Origin of the sequence: Streptomyces sp. NPDC059740 (genome assembly GCF_042733155.1) — a bacterium.
Classification (GTDB): domain Bacteria; phylum Actinomycetota; class Actinomycetes; order Streptomycetales; family Streptomycetaceae; genus Streptomyces.
Genome location: NZ_JBHWGP010000051.1, coordinates 16,222 through 31,624, shown reverse-complemented (window position 1 = coordinate 31,624; position 15,403 = coordinate 16,222). Strand labels below are relative to the sequence as shown.

15 protein-coding genes and 2 pseudogenes are annotated in these 15,403 nt (G+C 67.7%); 9 read left to right on the top strand and 8 right to left on the bottom strand.

Annotation, left to right across the window (positions count from 1 at the left end; translation table 11 throughout):
* Positions 1-169 precede the first annotated feature (169 nt).
* Positions 170-1,240, top strand: coding sequence for a MerR family transcriptional regulator (locus ACFV3R_RS31860; protein ID WP_385590399.1), 1,071 nt, complete (start codon positions 170-172; stop codon positions 1,238-1,240).
* A 24-nt stretch (positions 1,241-1,264) separates the two neighbouring features.
* Positions 1,265-1,774, top strand: a complete 510-nt coding sequence (locus ACFV3R_RS31855) for a hypothetical protein (RefSeq protein ID WP_164441977.1) — start codon at positions 1,265-1,267, stop codon at positions 1,772-1,774.
* 39 nt (positions 1,775-1,813) lie between these two features.
* Here ACFV3R_RS31855 and ACFV3R_RS31850 read toward each other — a convergent pair whose 3' ends face one another.
* Positions 1,814-2,575, bottom strand: a complete 762-nt coding sequence (locus tag ACFV3R_RS31850) for a tyrosine-type recombinase/integrase (RefSeq protein WP_385590395.1) — start codon at positions 2,573-2,575, stop codon at positions 1,814-1,816.
* A 191-nt stretch (positions 2,576-2,766) separates the two neighbouring features.
* On the opposite strand from ACFV3R_RS31850, the gene ACFV3R_RS31845 reads away from it, so the two are divergent.
* From ACFV3R_RS31845 to ACFV3R_RS31820, 6 genes and pseudogenes are all read left to right on the top strand, one after another.
* The gene (locus tag ACFV3R_RS31845) at positions 2,767-4,143 is read left to right on the top strand and encodes an IS1380 family transposase (protein ID WP_385590393.1); all 1,377 of its coding nucleotides are present in this window, start codon (positions 2,767-2,769) and stop codon (positions 4,141-4,143) included.
* Positions 4,144-4,190: 47 nt separating this feature from the next.
* Positions 4,191-5,262, top strand: a pseudogene (locus tag ACFV3R_RS31840) (IS481 family transposase).
* 36 nt (positions 5,263-5,298) lie between these two features.
* Positions 5,299-5,613 carry a hypothetical protein gene (locus ACFV3R_RS31835; protein WP_385590391.1) on the top strand — a complete coding sequence of 105 codons (315 nt, stop codon included), beginning with the start codon at positions 5,299-5,301 and terminating at the stop codon, positions 5,611-5,613.
* Positions 5,610-6,563 (top strand): WXG100 family type VII secretion target, encoded by a 954-nt coding sequence (locus ACFV3R_RS31830; RefSeq protein ID WP_385590389.1) that lies wholly within the window; start codon positions 5,610-5,612, stop codon positions 6,561-6,563. The genes ACFV3R_RS31835 and ACFV3R_RS31830 overlap by 4 nt, the downstream gene beginning before the upstream one ends.
* 173 nt (positions 6,564-6,736) lie before the next feature.
* Positions 6,737-7,246, top strand: coding sequence for a hypothetical protein (locus ACFV3R_RS31825; RefSeq protein ID WP_385590387.1), 510 nt, complete (start codon positions 6,737-6,739; stop codon positions 7,244-7,246).
* Between the two features lie 473 nt (positions 7,247-7,719).
* Complete coding sequence (locus ACFV3R_RS31820; RefSeq protein ID WP_385590385.1) at positions 7,720-8,178, top strand: diadenosine tetraphosphate hydrolase; 459 nt, start codon at positions 7,720-7,722, stop codon at positions 8,176-8,178.
* Between the two features lie 547 nt (positions 8,179-8,725).
* Here ACFV3R_RS31820 and istB read toward each other — a convergent pair.
* Genes istB through ACFV3R_RS31800 form a run of 4 tightly spaced genes read right to left on the bottom strand, consistent with a single transcriptional unit; the run spans position 8,726 to position 12,280 of the window.
* Positions 8,726-9,535: an IS21-like element helper ATPase IstB gene (gene istB / locus ACFV3R_RS31815; protein ID WP_385590383.1), complete on the bottom strand. Its 810-nt coding sequence runs from the start codon at positions 9,533-9,535 to the stop codon at positions 8,726-8,728.
* Entirely contained in the window at positions 9,532-10,230 is a 699-nt protein-coding gene (locus tag ACFV3R_RS31810; RefSeq protein WP_385590381.1) for a transposase, read from the bottom strand. The genes istB and ACFV3R_RS31810 overlap by 4 nt, the downstream gene beginning before the upstream one ends.
* A 47-nt stretch (positions 10,231-10,277) precedes the next feature.
* On the bottom strand, positions 10,278-10,865 hold the full coding sequence (locus ACFV3R_RS31805; RefSeq protein ID WP_385590379.1) for a DUF4240 domain-containing protein: 588 nt from the start codon (positions 10,863-10,865) through the stop codon (positions 10,278-10,280).
* A 26-nt stretch (positions 10,866-10,891) separates the two neighbouring features.
* Positions 10,892-12,280, bottom strand: coding sequence for a tyrosine-type recombinase/integrase (locus tag ACFV3R_RS31800; RefSeq protein ID WP_385590377.1), 1,389 nt, complete (start codon positions 12,278-12,280; stop codon positions 10,892-10,894).
* 116 nt (positions 12,281-12,396) lie between these two features.
* Here ACFV3R_RS31800 and ACFV3R_RS31795 point away from each other — a divergent pair, with 116 nt between their 5' ends.
* Positions 12,397-12,918: a hypothetical protein gene (locus tag ACFV3R_RS31795; RefSeq protein WP_385590375.1), complete on the top strand. Its 522-nt coding sequence runs from the start codon at positions 12,397-12,399 to the stop codon at positions 12,916-12,918.
* Between the two features lie 419 nt (positions 12,919-13,337).
* On the opposite strand, the gene ACFV3R_RS31790 is transcribed toward ACFV3R_RS31795, so the two are convergent.
* The 3 genes and pseudogenes from ACFV3R_RS31790 to ACFV3R_RS31780 all read right to left on the bottom strand — a co-directional run bounded on the left by ACFV3R_RS31790 (position 13,338) and on the right by ACFV3R_RS31780 (position 15,249).
* Entirely contained in the window at positions 13,338-14,039 is a 702-nt protein-coding gene (locus tag ACFV3R_RS31790; RefSeq protein WP_385590373.1) for a tyrosine-type recombinase/integrase, read from the bottom strand.
* A 269-nt stretch (positions 14,040-14,308) separates the two neighbouring features.
* Positions 14,309-14,494: pseudogene (locus ACFV3R_RS31785) on the bottom strand (integrase); the annotation flags it as partial.
* A gap of 92 nt (positions 14,495-14,586) precedes the next feature.
* Positions 14,587-15,249 (bottom strand): transcriptional regulator, encoded by a 663-nt coding sequence (locus tag ACFV3R_RS31780; protein WP_385590371.1) that lies wholly within the window; start codon positions 15,247-15,249, stop codon positions 14,587-14,589.
* Between the last annotated feature and the right edge of the window lie 154 nt (positions 15,250-15,403).

Here is a 15,403-nt window from a genome sequence, read left to right as displayed (position 1 = left end):
ATCAACGCCAACCCCCTACTGCCATGGTCATTCCTCGCCCATACCGGCCTGACCATCCACCCACCACACCCACCGAACTTACGAAAAGATCAGTAAGGAATCGGTCACAGCGCGGCCGTCTTCAGTACGCAGTTGACCTTCGAGTTGGTTGAAGCTCGACGATGGCGGGGTGCCAAACTTTGAGCTGATGCCGATCGGGGTCTTTGCCCAGCGCACTGGTCTGACGTCCAGTGCGCTGCGGTTCTACGCCGACTCCGGGCTGCTGCCCCCTGCGGAGATCGACCCGGTCTCGGGCTACCGGTACTACAGCGCCGACCAGGTGGCACGGGCAATCGAGCTTCGTCAGCTTCGTCAGATTGCCATGCCCCTCGGTGCTGTCGAGGCGGTTCTCGACGCCGAGCCTGATGAAGCCTCCCGGCTGATCGACGAGCACGTCGCGAAGGTTGTGGAGGACGCGGAAGCGGTGCAGCAGAAGGCCGCTCTGATCAAGTCGTCGCTGGCCAACGTGCCGAGAATGCCGATTGCCACACTGAAGGGGCCCGTGCTGGCTGACGCGATCGAGCAGGTCTTGACCGCGACCGCACGCGATCCGGGGATGCCGGTGCTTGAGGGAGTGCGCGTCGAGGCGACCCAGGAAGCGGTCACGCTGACGGCGACAGACCGCTACCGGCTCGCGACACGAACCCTGGTTCCTGCTGAAGCAGCGCCCTCGGCATGGGCGGCCACGGTAAGCGGTGACGAGCTGCGGGCCGCAGTCGGCGAAATTCGCCGCAGCATGCTGGTGCGAGTCGAAGCTACGTCGAACGGTATCTGGCTCCGCACTTCGGACCGGAAAAACCAGCATTGCCGGCTGCTGTCGGAGGAGTTCCCCGACTACCGGCTAATGCTCGCGTCACTGCCCGAGGTCACGACCCGGTTGACCGTCCCAAAGGGCCTGCTCTTGAGAGCCCTGGAAGAACATCCAGGCGAGTGGCTCTCGCTCTGCGTCACCCGCCACGGCCTGAAGGCTCTGGCGGCTGATGACGAGCACCCCGGCTTCTCGCTCCCGGCCGCTGTGACGGGACAAGCCCTCCAGATCTCTTTCGAGCTGACCACGCTCTATCCAGCCATCAGCACCGCAATCGGCCCCGACGTGATGTTCGACCTGCGAGGACCCAACCAACCCGTCACGGTCCGCTCCGCCGACCGCGGCGATCTCACCACCTTGGCCATGCCCATCAAACCTGACCACTCCGCCTGAGTAGAGATGACGAGGACCACTCTGATGACCACTACGCCCGCCAGCCCGGACTCGACAATGGAAGCCATCGGCCAGGCCGTCATCGAAGGACGAGCCGGCGACATCGCCACCGCCCGCCAGAAGCTCCTGGACATCTGGTCCACGATCGGCGCCACCGGCGACCCGCTGCACCGCTGCTCCCTCGCGCATTACATGGCAGACCTCTACGAAGACCCCGCCCAAGCCCTGGCTTGGGACATCCGGGCCTTGGATGCTGCCGACTCCCTGACCGATCAGCGCGTTCAGGAGCATCACACCGCTCTTCAGGTCGCCGGCTTCTATCCGTCCCTTCATCTCAACCTCGCTGACAACTACCGGCGGCTCGGGTCCTTCGAGGCTGCCACCGAGCACATCAACGCGGCACACGAGCATGCTCCGAACCTGCCCCAGGACGCTTACGGTGCCCTGCTGCGTACTGCCATCGAGCAGGTGGGTGAGGCCATCACCCAGCGGAATACCGCCAAGCGAGCCTCGGCCCCGGGGCACCCTGCATGACGTAGGAGCGCGCCCTTCACCACCGACGGCGGTGGCATATCAATGTTCCGATTGAGGTGGTGGAGCGGAGTCAGTGAAGACCGGCATGCCAAGGTCTACCAGCTGCGGCCGACCATCAGTCGGGGCCCGCTTGAGGCTGTTGAGCTTGGCCATCGCGGCGTCGAAACTGACCTGGAGTCCTTCGACCTCGCCGAGCCAGCCGTTCCCGCGGGCTTCGGTGATGCGCTCGCGAAGGTTCTGGATGATCTCGATGAGGCGGGGCCGCTGGCGGGGGTCCATCTGGAGAACAGGGCGGCGAATACAGGCGTGTTCGTGCTTGCAGGGGGTGCCATAGGGGCGCCCGCAGGTGCCGAGGGAGACCTTGCGGAGCTCGAAGTGCTGCTGGAAGTCGTGCCACTCCGCTGCGGTCGGCTCGCGATACTCCTCTTGGGGGCGCTCGGCCCGGCGCCGGTCGAGGAAGCCTCGGTAGGTGCGTACCAGGTCGTCCTGGAAGACGGCGAGGTATGCCTGGGTGGTGGTCAGTGTTTTGTGACCGAGGATGCGGGCTGCGATGTGAACAGGCAGTCTGCCGGTGACGGCCTCGGTCGCGAACATCCTTCGGAAGTCGTGCGGTGTGTAGCGCAGTGGCTCGCCGGCCTGGTCGCGTAGTCCGGTGGCCTCCAGGGTCCGGTCCAGAGCGCGCTCGATACCGGCCTCGCTCATGACCTGCGGCTGCCAGTAAGGGCGGCGCTGGAACAGGTGCGGCAGCTGGGGGCCCGTGACGCGCTCGTGTGAGTCGTAGCGGGAGATCAGCGGGACCATTCCGCCGTTGGCGTCGCGCAGGCGCTTGATGATCGTGGCCAGGACGCTGGCCAGTTCGGGGCTGACTAGCCTCGCGCTTTCATGAAGCGGGCTGTCCGGCAGGCGGTCAGGAAAGCAGAAAGTGCCTCTGACCAGCAAGAATGAGGATTGTCGAGGTCCTTGTTCCTGCCACCGTCGGAGGCACTTCCCAGGTGAAGCACTCTATCGGGTCCTACCCCCGGGTACGTGTCCAGGACGACGGCCGCCAGGTCGTCTCCCAGGCCGGGTCTGTCCTGCTGGTCGAAACGGTCCGCAAGACCGGCCTTGACCAGGCGATATCGACAGCTCTGGCGCCGTGGCGCAAGCCGCGGGCCGTCCACGATCCCGGCAAGATCCACCGGGATCTCGCTCTGGCGGTCGCACTGGGCGGCGACTGCCTCGCGGACGTCGCGATGCTGCGGGCCGAGCCGGCCGTCTTCGGTCCGGTCGCCTCCGACCCGACCGTCTCCCGCCTGACCGACGCCCTCGCCGCCTCCGGCGAGAAAGCTCTGCAGACGATCCGGTCCGCACGCTCCGAAGTCCGTGACCCCGTCTGGTCGTTGGCCGGTGAGAACGCCCCGGACGCCGACGGGCAGGTCACCGTCGACCTCGACGGCATCCTCGTGATCGCGCACTCCGACAAGGAGGACGCAGCAGCGACCTGGAAGAAGACCTACGGCCACCACCCGCTGACAGCCTTCGTCGACCACGGCCCTGGCGGAACCGGCGAGCCCATCGCGGCCCTCCTCAGACCGGGAAACGCGGGATCCAACACGGCCGCCGACCACATCACCACCGCCCAGCTCGCCCTGGCCCAGATGCCCAAGCGCTACCGGCGAGGACGGCAGACGCTGATCCGCACGGACTCCGCCGGCGGCACCCACGATTTCGTGTCCTGGCTCGCCAAGCAAGGACGCTGGCTGTCCTACTCGGTCGGCATGACGGTCACCGAGGCGATCCACGAACACGTGCTGAAGATCCCCGCCCCGGCCTGGACCGCGGCCGTCGAGACCGATGGTGAGGTTCGTGACGGGGCTTGGGTCTCCGAGCTCACCGGCAAGCTGCTGGACGGCTGGCCGAAGGGCATGCGGCTGATCGTCAGGAAGGAACGGCCTCACCCCGGCGCCCAGTTGAGGATCACGGACGCGGACGGCAAGCGGATCACCTGTTTTGCCACCAACACCCCTGACCGGCCGATCGCCGAACTCGAACTCCGTCACCGGCTACGGGCCCGGGCCGAGGACCGCATCCGGGCCGCCCGGGCCACCGCACTGCGCAACCTGCCCCTGCACACCACAGCCCAGAACAAGGTCTGGCTCCAGATCGTTCAGATCGCCCTCGACCTACTGGCCTGGATGCCTATGCTCGCGCTCACCGGCACCGCCAGGCTCTGGGAGCCCCGCCGCCTGCGGCTCCGCCTGTTCACCGCGGCCGGACAACTCGTCACCACCGGCCGCCGCCGAATCCTCCGCCTGGCCCGACACTGGCCCTGGACCCGCCACATCACTGCCGCACTCGACCGGCTCGTACTCCTACCGAAACCCGGCTGACCAGTGGGTCCCCCCGTCCCTACGACAGCCCCTCACCACCCGGAGCAGTGGAACCCGGCGCCACCCCGAGACGACACTCGGGCCCTCGGCCTGCCCACCCTCAGGTTCACGGCACGGGAACAGGCCACCGACTACGTCGGCGGCCGTCACGAAACTTCGAGGTGAGTGCGGTCGGGTCCAGCGCGGACAACGCACTCGCCGAGTCCTTCAACGCGACCTTCAAACGCGAAACCCTGCAAGGACGAAAGACCTGGCCAGACGAGCGTGAGGCGCGACTCGACGCCTTCCGATGGTTCCACCGCTACAACACCCGACGCCGACACTCCCGCCCCGGACAACGAGCACCGATCGCCTTCGAGAACGCCCTCCACCACACACCAACTACGCTGCCACAAGCCGCATAACCCGTGTCCAGGATTCGGGTCAAGGCCCCTGGTCCGGCACGGCCTGAACCGATTGGCCTGGCTGGACCGGCCCACCGGCGAACCGATCCGCCGCTATGAGCGCACCAAACCCGGCGAGCTGGTCCACGTCGACATCAAGCAGCTGGGCAACATCGACGACGGCGGCGGCTGGGGGACCGTCGGCAGGGCGCCGGCGACCGCAATCGGCAAGCCACCACCACCCAGCGCAAGAGCTGCAGTCCGGTGATCGGCTACAGCTACATCCACTCGGCCGTCGACGACCACTCCCGTCTGGCCTACAGCGAGGTCCTGCCCGACGAGCGTCAGCACCGCGATCGCCTTCTGGCAAAGAGCGAACGCGTTCTTCACCAAACACGGCGTTGTCGTCGAGCGTGTTCTGACCGACACCGGCGCCTGCTACAAGTCGAAGCTCTTCACCCAAGCCCTTGCCGCGGCTGGCATCGCACACAAGAAGACCCGGCCCTACCGGCCCCAGACAAACGGCAAGGTCGAACGCTTCAACCGCACCCTCCTGGACGAGTGGGCCTACCTGAAGCCCTACACCTCCAACGCCGAGCGGACCGACGCCCTGGCAGACTACCTCCACACCTACAACCACCACCGCTGCCACACCGCACTCGGCGGCCACCCGCCCATCACCCGCGTCAACAACCCTGCGGTCAATACAGCTAGCCTGTCTCACCACGCCTTCTAGGTGGCACCACGCACGAAAAACTGAGGAGAGACGCAGATGGGGAACGGTTTTCACGCGAATCCGGATGTGCTCCTCAACTACGCCAATGATGTGGGCCGTCACCAGGAAGAGGTTCCGCGCATCGGGCGGGCCCTTGACCAGGTCGACGTCCCAGCAGGCGCCTTCGGCAAGCTGCCCGAGTCCGACGAACTGCACACCGCCTACACCGAGCACGCCCAAGCCGCGCAGCAGGACGTGCGCGATCTGACGGATCTGTTGCTCCACGCCTCCGAGACCCTTCGGGCCATGGCGGGCAACTACATCCAGAACGAAATGGCCACGGAACACGACTTCGGGGGCGACGGGGCATGACGGTGCAGAGTGCAGCCTCGGACGCCTACGCCTGGGTGAACAAGCAGATCGAGACCCTACCCAGCATCCAGGACGTCCACGACAGTGCTGAGCACGGGATCGACGCAGGGCTGGACGACGCGATCCGCTGGTTCCTGGACAAGGTCGGGCTGATGGACCAGCTCGAGAAGGTCACCGGCATGCCCAGTCAGCTGACCGCTGCCGCGCACCAGTGGCGCTCGCAGGGTCAGGAACTGCAGCGTCTGGCCCAGGCCCTGCGGGCGGGCGCCCGCCGGCTACCCGACCACTGGGGCGGTGACGCCTCGGACCGTTTCGGCGAGGGCATGGGCAAGATCGTGTCAGCTGTCGACGGCACGGCCAAGGAGATGGGCGAGGTCGCCCACATCCTCAGCAAGGCCGCCGAAGAGTGCAAGATGGCCGAGGACGCCATCGTCGAGATCATCCGTGAAGCCATCGAATGGGCCGCGATGACGCTGGCGGCCATGGTCGTCACCGACATCCTCACCCTTGGCCTGGCCACCGTGGTGGACGGCCTGGTCGCCGAGGCCGAGGTCGCCGTCTTTCTCGCCAGGGTGGAGCGTGTCTCCACGAAGCTGGCCGAGACACTTCGCACCCTGATGAAGGCCGTCAAGGAGATGAAGGCCGGCCTGGGTTCCGCAGGTGAGGCTCTCAAGGCCGCCAAGGCCCTGCGCAAAGCGGGCGGCGCCTTCGGCGAGGGCGCTTTCCGGTCCAAGGACTGGTGGGCGCACCACATGCTGAGCGGTCAGATCGCCAAGCACGGCTCCCTACCCGTCATCGGGGGGCTCACCGGTCTCACCGGTGACTACAAGGACCCCGCTGTCCAAGCCGCCGAGCACTTCGGTAGGGAGGCCCTGGGTAAAGATCAGGCTGATCCGGAACCTGCCCCGTACCGCGTGCCGAAGGGTGACATCAAGGACGTGTTCGGATGACGACTCCGCCACCCGGGCCCCGAGCCCGTGCAAGAGCCGACCAGTCTTTGCCGCCTGGCCCGCCCGGGCCCGACGCCGCGTGGATGGCCGAACACGCCACAGCGCTGCTGTCCTCCGGAGAGGTACTACAGGGGGTAGTGCCCGTCTGCCTCGACCCCATCCTTCCGCCGCGCTTGCCCAAGCGCTACCGCGTCGCCAAACCCCAGGCGCGCAGGGGCCCGATTTTCAGCGGCTGGCGTCGGTTGTTGCTCCCCATCGCCTTCCTCGGGTGGCTGGGCTCAGTCCCCGGGGACCTGTTGGAGCGCGCGGCCGAGAACATCGCACGAGGCGTTCGACGTCCTTTTCGGGGCCGGGTGTGGCAAGGCGGCTGGGACAGTGATGCCGGACGTCTGGCCATTGCTGTGCGCAACGGGCCCACTGACCGTACGAGCCACGACCATGACGACGCCGTGCTCGCTTTCACCCGACACCGCCTGCTGGTCCTCTCGCGCCCGGCCTCTCCCGAACGGGAGAGAGCACACTTGCTGGTCGAGTTTCCAAGGACCGCCTTCGCCAGACACCGCGCGCCGCACCCGGCCCGACACCGGAAACGAGCAGACATCGCCTTCGCGGACGGCTCATGGCTCGCGCTCAAGGCCAAGCGCTCCGACCATGCCGGACCGCTCGCCGACCTGTTGGGCTGAAGCGCGCTTACACTCCCCAGAAGCACCCTCGCAGCGCCCGCACACCGCTCATCGGGCTCACTTCCCGCGGCGTGAGCAATAGCGGTGGTAGCAGAGGGCCAGAGGGGAAGCGCAGGTAAGGGCCGCACAGCGTTCTTGATCACGTGCCGTTCCTGCCACGGCACCGCCTCCGCTCCCCTGCGCTGGCCCTCTGCTGCCCACCGGCCGAGCTAACCAGCGGCGCCGCGCTGACCGCGGACGCCAGTGTGTTCTCGATGTCCAGCCCTGCGGGTCATGTGGGCCCTGCCGGCTCCCGACGTCGCATAGTCCCGCCGGGTGCTCCCTCCCCTGCGCAGTGTCAGCCCTCCAGCCCTGATGGGGTTCTTTGAAAACGGCCGGAGCCGCTCCTCGCCCCACTTGCTTGGTCTTTGAACTGTGTGAGGAGGATGGGGATCGAAGAGCGGTCCTTGATCACCAGAATGTAGGTTTTGGCCATGACCGGTGACTGGGGGATGGACCGGATCGGGGCTGCGCTGAGGGGCGAGAACCCGACCGTGCTGCGACGGCTGACGTCGGGGTTCGCGGTGATCGGGGACGTTCAGTTCCTGCCGGGCTACTCGGTTCTGCTCGTGGACGAGCCGGATGTGCAGCGGCTGTCGGACCTGCCGAGGGCGAAGCGGCTGTCGTTCCTGTCTGACATGGACCAGCTCGGTGAAGCGGTCGAGCGTGCCTGTCGGCGGCTGGACCCGGCTTTCCGCCGGGTCAACCTGGAGATCCTGGGGAACACGGATCCGTTCTTGCATGCGTGGGAGCCGGCCGATGTGGTGGGCAAGCCGGTGTGGCTCTATCCGCGTGAACGGTGGAGCGACAAACGGTTCAGGCTCGGTCCGCGGCATGACGCGCTGCGGGATGCGATCGGCAGCGAACTGGACCAACTCCGCTCGGGGACCTGAGTGTTGCGGGCCCGCCGATCGTCAGGTCGGCGGGCCCGGTGATCGGTGACGGTCAGCCGATGCTTACTGGAGGCGTCTGAGCGAGATGTCGGTGACGCGGTTGGTGATCGTGGGTCGGGCGGCTTCCTGGGTGGCGAGTAGGGCGACGATCGTGACGGGCTGGTCGCAGTGCCGGCAGTTCCGGACTGCCGTCGGTGCCAGGCGGTCGATGGTCCCGGGGGGTGTCGGCTGCGGAGCGGGCGGAAGGGCTCGGGGGTGTTCGCCGAGGCGTCGTGCCCGTTCCTCGTCGCGGGTTCGGTTGCGTTGCCTTTCCGACTCGCGACGGCATTCCGGCGAGCAGTAGACCTGGCGGAGTCGGGGGTTGGCGGTGAAGGTGCCGTCACAGACTGGGCAGGTGTGGGCGGCCAGGCCGGCGGGAGCGCATCGGTGGGCGGCGCTCTTGCAGCGGGGAGAGCAGTAGATCTGTCTCGGTCTCGGCAAGAACTCGCCTGCACAGACTGGGCAGTTGATCGATCTGGGGGTGAGCTGTTCGTCGTTGTGAGTGGGGTCAGGAGACACGTGCGTTGACTCCCTTGCGCATGGCGTCGGCCTGGTTCTGATGGCCGCGAAGCCGGTAGGAGGGTCCGTCGATGCCGGCGACGGCAGCCCGGTGCAGGAGCCGGTCGAGCATGGCGGCGGCGACGGTGGCGTCGCCGAAGGCTCCGGCCCAGTCGGCGATCCCGACGTTGGTCGTCAGGATCGTGCTGGACTTGAGATACCTCTGGTTGATCACCTGGAACAGGGCCGAGGCGCCGTCTTCGGGCAGCGGCAGGTAGCCGAGCTCGTCGATGATCAAAAGATTCGGACCTGCGAAGAAGCGCATGCAGGTCTTCCAGCGGCCTTCGAGGGCGGCCTTGTGGCACTTGGCTGCGAGTTCGGCGGCGGTGGTGAAGTAGACGCGGTGGCCGGCGTCGACGGCCGCTCGTCCGAGGGCGACGGACAGCATGGTCTTGCCCACTCCGGACGGGCCGACGAACAGCACGTTGGAGGCGTCGTCGAGGGAGCGGAGGGTGGCCAGGTCGCGGATCAGCTTCTCATCGACGCCGGGCTGGGCGGCGAAGTCGAAGTCGGCAAGGGTCCAGGACTCGGGCAGGCAGGCGAACCGTTCCCGGGCGGCGAGCTTGCGGGCTTCGGTGGCTTCGACCTCGATCTCCAGGAGCCGTTCCAGGGCTGCGGTCAGTGACATCCGCTCGGTGCGGGCCTGGTCCAGGACCCGGTTCAACGCCTCAGCTGCGTCGTTGAGTTTGAGGTAGGACAGGTGGCCTCTGAGCTGCTGGAATCGGCGGGCTTCGCTCACCTGCATCGGTGACGTACTCACTCCGGACTCTCCTCCTGCTTCGGTGCGGGGACACTCCGCAGCCGGTCGGCCACGGCGGCATAGTGGGTCAGGTCGATCACGACCCGTTCGGCGGAACTGCCGGCGGCCGGCCCTTCGCGCAGCCGCTCGGCTTCGGCCAGGGCTGCTGCTGACGGCGGTCTGCGGACCTTGCTCTTGCAGGGAGCCCGGTCGGAGAACGAGGACAGCACCGCCCGCTCCAGCGCGATGACATGTCCGTCGTCCCGGACGGTCTGCCCGGCACCTCGCGGGGCCCGGCGGTGGCGGGCGACGACGGCCCGGCCGGCGGTGACGGTCCGCAGGCCGTCCTCGCCGAGCCGGTGCAGGACCTTGACCGTGACGCCGGGCAGGCCGGGCGGGACGGAGTAGAAGTTGCCGTCGAAGGCGACCAGGCTCTGCGGGCTGACGGTCCGCTCGACCTCCAGCTCGGCCGGGAACGGCCGGACCGGGATGTCGAGCAGGGGCTCGGCCGCGGCGAGCTCGCCGACGGTGGTGACCGCTCCGTCGATCCGCCGGCGCCGGTCGTCCATCCGGACCGAGAGCTTGTCGACCCCGGACTGGGCCTGCACGACCGTGAGGCCGTCGGGAACCGTGCGCCACCAGCGTTGCGCCGCCGAGTGGTTGGCCTTCTCCACCACTCCCTTGCGGTTGCCGCGGCGGGGCGGGCAGATGTCCACCCCGACCCCGTATTCTCTGAACTTGGTGGTGAAGGGGCCTCGCGAACTCAGTCCTCGCCGTGATCAAGGAACAGGTGGGCCAGCCGGGGGAGACGGGCGTGCATCTCTGAGGCGTCGTCGAAATCGAAGCTCTCACCCATATCGACTGGTTCGCCATCGGTTCGTGGGCCGCGGAACTGATCGTAGTTGTCGTAGAAGGAACAATTGTCCTCATCGCCGTTGATGCGCTCGTAGGCGTAGGAGGCCGCGTAGTTGACCGTTTCGTTGAATAGCGCCTCGTCGCTGCCTTCGGCTGCCGCAGCCACGACCTCCGGGTGCTCGGCGAGAACGTCGGGTGCGGTGGCGGCCCGGTCGTACCAAATTCGGCCCTGTGCGATGAGGCCAGCGCGGAAGTCCATGAAGGCATCGTCGGAGCAGCCTCCGCCGATCAGATAGCCGGCGGCCCACATGTCCCAGCGGTATATCGCCGCGTGGAGCTCATCGAAGCACTGCTGGTATTCGAGGATCGTCTGCTTCGAGGTCGCCGCGAGCCGGTCGACCAGGGCCGATGCGAACGCTTGGTCCGGGTCGCCGGAGGCCGAGGCTGCGTCGGTGCGGGCGGTCTCGGTGATCGTCCAGAAGTCTTCGATGTTCATGGCCGCACTCTCTCACCTGCCTCTGACTACCGACCTGGGCCGGCCACGTCGCTATGGCTGGTAGCCGGGACAGTGGGCATGGGGAGGTCGACGGCTCGCGGAGCCCGTCGGTCGATCTGGGTGAGCTTGTCTTCGGCGCCGGCGAGGCTGACTCGCAGCCCTTCGACCTCGCCGAGCCAGCCCTGGCGCTCGGCTTCCGCGATGCGGGCGTGAAGGTTGTCGCGGATTTCCACCAACTGGTCGCGTTGGGCGGGGTCGGGCCAGAGCATCGGGCAGCGGACACAGGCATGTTCGTGGATGCAGGGGGTGCTGAACGACCGGCCGCAGGTGCCGATGGAGACTTTTCGCCGTTCGAAGTGGCCGAGGAATTCGGTCCACTCTTCGTCGGTGGGGACGCGGTATTCATCGGTGGGCCGCATGGCTCGTCGGCGGGCCAAGAAGGCCAGGTGGGCTTGGACGGCCTCGTCGGGATAGACCGCCTTGTAGCCGAGGGTGACGTTGATGTCCTGGTGTCCGGCGATGACCTGGGCGATGTGCGGGGGCAGGCCGCCGAGGACGGCGTCGGTAATGAACAGCCGACGGAAGTCGTGCGGCGTGAAGTGCAACGGCCCGCCGGTGACGGAGTCCGTCAAACCAGTATGTGCGAGCGCGGTGGTAAGCATCTTCCGGACGGCGCCCGAGCTGATCGCCCGGTTCTCGTAGCCGCGGTGTCGCTGGAACAGTAGCGGTGCAGGCGGCAGCCAGGTGCGCTCGTAGTGGTCGTAGGCCGGGACCAGGGGGACTCGGCCGTTGTTGTCGCGGACCCGGCGGATGATCGTGGAGAGGACCTCGGCCAGCTCGGGGCTGACGACCAGGAGCCGTTCCGTGTCAGTCTTCGACGGAACGATCTGCAGGAGCGGGACGAGCTCGCCGGTGGTGGGCAGCCGGTACTGGATCAGGCTGTGGTGGGAGAGCTCGGTGAGTTCCTCGACCCGGATGCCGGTGGCCCGCAGCACCTCGACGATGGCGAAGGCCCAGAAGGCGTGGTCCTCCTCGCGTCCGAGATCGCGTCGGTGCCCGGTGGCGGGGTCCTCGGCCAGCACTTTGGCGGCTGCCGACCGGCGCGGGGCGACGCGTACCAATGTCTGCCCATCGGCGGTGAACGCCTCGCCGGGTGCAGTGTCGCGGGCGACGGCCAGCACGGTGGCGGCGTCCTTGCGCCGCTGGTCAACACTGCGGACCAGGACCGGCAGCACGGGCAGACGCTCGCGGGTGCGGGCGTCCATCCGCGACTTGCGGCGCCGCTTGTCCTTCTTGCGGTTGATCTCCTCGCTGCCGATCGGGCAGGGGGCGGCCCAGAGGCGGCCCAGCGGGCGGGATCTTCGACGGCCCAGTGCGCCAGGTCCAGGTAGAAGGCCCGCACTGGAGTGAGGCACTCACGGTAGTTAATCCGAGGCGCCTCGGTGGTGACCCGGCGGCCGTCCGGGGTGCGGACGGTCTTGGTGGTGGTGCGAAGCCGCTGCTTCCAGGCGTCGGCGACATCGGTCGGCAGGTGCAGGCTGTCGATGCCCGGGTGGTGTCGTTCCAGGTCGGACCAGAACAGCTTGGCCAGGTAGTAAGACAGCGCATCCAAGCTGTTGTAGTCCAGTGCCGGCTGGCGTTCTCGCAGGTAGTCGACGAGAAGGTCGCGGACCGGGCGGCAGGCAATGCCGTAACGGTCGATCAGCTCCTCGGGCGTGCGCTGTCCGCCCGTTCGCAGTTCGCGCAGCGTCGCCGGAGCCTGATCGTCGAAGACATCCAGGTCGTGCAGGACCCGATAAAACAGGTGGGTGGCTCCGACGGAGGTGCCGCGCAGATCGGCCTCGATGTCCAGCAGCTCCAGGACGTCGCCCGGGACGATGTCGGCGATGATGCCGCCCTTGGCGACGAGGATCTGGGCAGCGCGGTAGGCGGTGCGGGTCGCCGCGGCCGTGTTAACGCTCGGATCCGTAGCGCAGCGTTCCCGCAGCCGGGCGAAGCCGGTCGGGTCGCGGTGCTGGGCGAGCATGCCTACGAGCGCGCTGCTGCGGAGTGACGAGGTGATCAGCCAGGGCAGTGAGGGCCGGACGAGGTCGGCGCAAAGAGCGGGGTGCACCGCCCGGAAGAAGGACTCCTGGCGCCAGGGAACCTCGTGTCCGCGCTCACGCATCCAACGCAACGGGATCTCCCGCCAGTTGGCGCCATCGCCGTCGGCGCCGCTGGCCAGCCAACGTTCCTGCCAGGTGGCGCCGGGCTGATCGGCCAGCCAGTCCAGGAGCAGGCCAAGCCCGAACTTGCGGCCGTTGTTGTCGCAGGCCGGGGCGAAGGGCTCGGCGGCCAGCCGGCCCCAGACCTCCTCGCGGCTCTGTCCGGTCGCGGGCCATGCGTCCTCCCGCGGCCGTGCTCGGAGCAACTGCGTGACCGGCCGCGGCGTCTTCACCGCTGCAGACTGCGCGGTCTCCAGCGTCGTGGTCATCAGCGGGCCGTCCCGAACAACACGTCCAGCGACTCGGCCGAGTAGCCAGGGGCAGCGGCGGGTGCGGTGCGGGCGGCGGCCTGTCTCGTCTGCTCGGCATGATGAGCCAGCAGCCGCCGGATGACCTCCTCCTTGCGGGGCGTGAGATAGATTTGGGTAGTGGTCAACTGTGCATGTCCAAGGATGAATTGGACATCGGTGAGCGGGAGACTGGGGTCCTCGGCCATCCGGTAGGCGGCGGTGTGCCGCAGGGCATGCAGCGTCGCCGCGGTGCCGGCCTTGTTGTTGGCCCGCTCGAACATCCGGTGTGCCGCGTGGTAGGTCAGCGGCCGTGACGGGTTGCGCAACGTCCACCACAGCGGAAGCCGCCGCCCCTTCGGGATCGCATCCTCCAGCTCCAGCTGATACAGCCGCAGCCAGACGAACGCATCCGTCGAGACCGGAAGCTCTTGGACCTCGCCGGTGCCCTTGCGGACCACGCTGATCAGCTGGCGGCCCGGGTCGACCCCGCCCTGCCACGCGGACAGCAACTCGCTGGCCCGGGCGCCGGTGGAAACGTAGAAGGCGACCAGGGCCCGGTCACGGTGGGAGGGCAGCCGGGCGAAGATCTCGTTGAACTCCGCGTCCGGGACGCTGCGCGGAATCCGCTGCGGCAGCCTCGGCCGGTAAAGCCCGACGCGCTCATTGCGCGGCGGATCCATCGGGTTGCGGTGAGCATGCGCTGGCCGCCCCCGCCGCGAGCGGCCAGCGGAAACGGATTGAGGACCGGCCCGGTGCCGACATCGCGGTGGAAGTCGTAGAAGGTCCGCAGCACCGTCTCGCTGTGCGTACGGACCGACGTCGCGTACGGCTTCCCGCCAGCAGCCCACCGGCCAGCCTGGTCCGGGCGCCGCCAGTGCTGACGGGACGGTTGCCCAGCAATTTGCAGCCAACGAGAGAAGTCCCTGGCCTCGATGCGCTCGGCGCGATCCCACGACACGTCGACAGCCCAAAGGAAGCGGAACCACCGCAGCAGGTCCATCCCGTAGGAACGAGCCGTTGTCGCTGGCCGCCCGGACGCCTGCAGGTCCCGCAGGAAGGCAGCGACTCCCGCAACTGGCGTCCCCTCCGGACCGACGAGCCGGTAGGGCTCCCACGGATCGTCCGTGGCCACCATCTCGCCGATCAAGGGCACGGACAGGACCGACAGGTCTCTCGATGACTCCACAGCCAACCCAACGACGATCCCGCCAAAGGGTCACTGAACTGCTAAGACGCCCCCAGTAGTTCAGTCAACGGGTAATACTTGGCAACGGCGGCGAACGCCGCGGTGACCTGACCGCTGGAGGGATAGCAGACGGTGGCCATCCGGTCGAAGCGCCATCGGCGGCCGGTCCCGCCCAGCTTGCGCACGACATCGTCCAGGGCCTGGACCAGATGGGGGAAGTCCTCCGACTCCGCCAGCACCGCCCTCCACCGGCCCGAATGCGCGAGGGCCCCGACCAGCAGATGCGCGTGCTCACCCACCCCCCATCCGTCGGGAGGATCGGGCAGTTCCAGCCAGTCGAACTGGATCTCCTCGCCCGGCGGGTGCGCGATCACCGCAACGTTGCGGCCGGTCGAGGCATGGCAAGGCTCGCAGTGCGGCCGGACGCGATAGCGGCGAAGGGCGCGGGTGAACGTCGAGTACGCACCCTCATAGCCGAGCCCCACCACCTCGTCGAACAGCGTGGATGCCCACAGGTGCGGGTCGTCAGCAAGGCACTGGCGGCAGTACGGAAGGAACGGCACGAACGCATCAGGTGCCTGACGCCGCGGGCCGGCGGTCCGCTCACCGTTCAGATAGGCCCGGATCGTCTTGCGGTCCCGGCCCAGATGCCGGGCGATCGCCGAGATCGTCCATCCCTGCCGACGCAGTGCATGAGCATCCACGTCTTCCTCCCGCGTGAGCATCCAGGCCCCCGAGCAGGCCGAACTTGCGCACGCAGGCTTTCCGGACCAACCGCCAGATACGGCGACACACCGGGCAAGATCACACGATGGGTGGGGAGATCAACAGAGCAGGTTTGCCCAACCGATTAGCAGC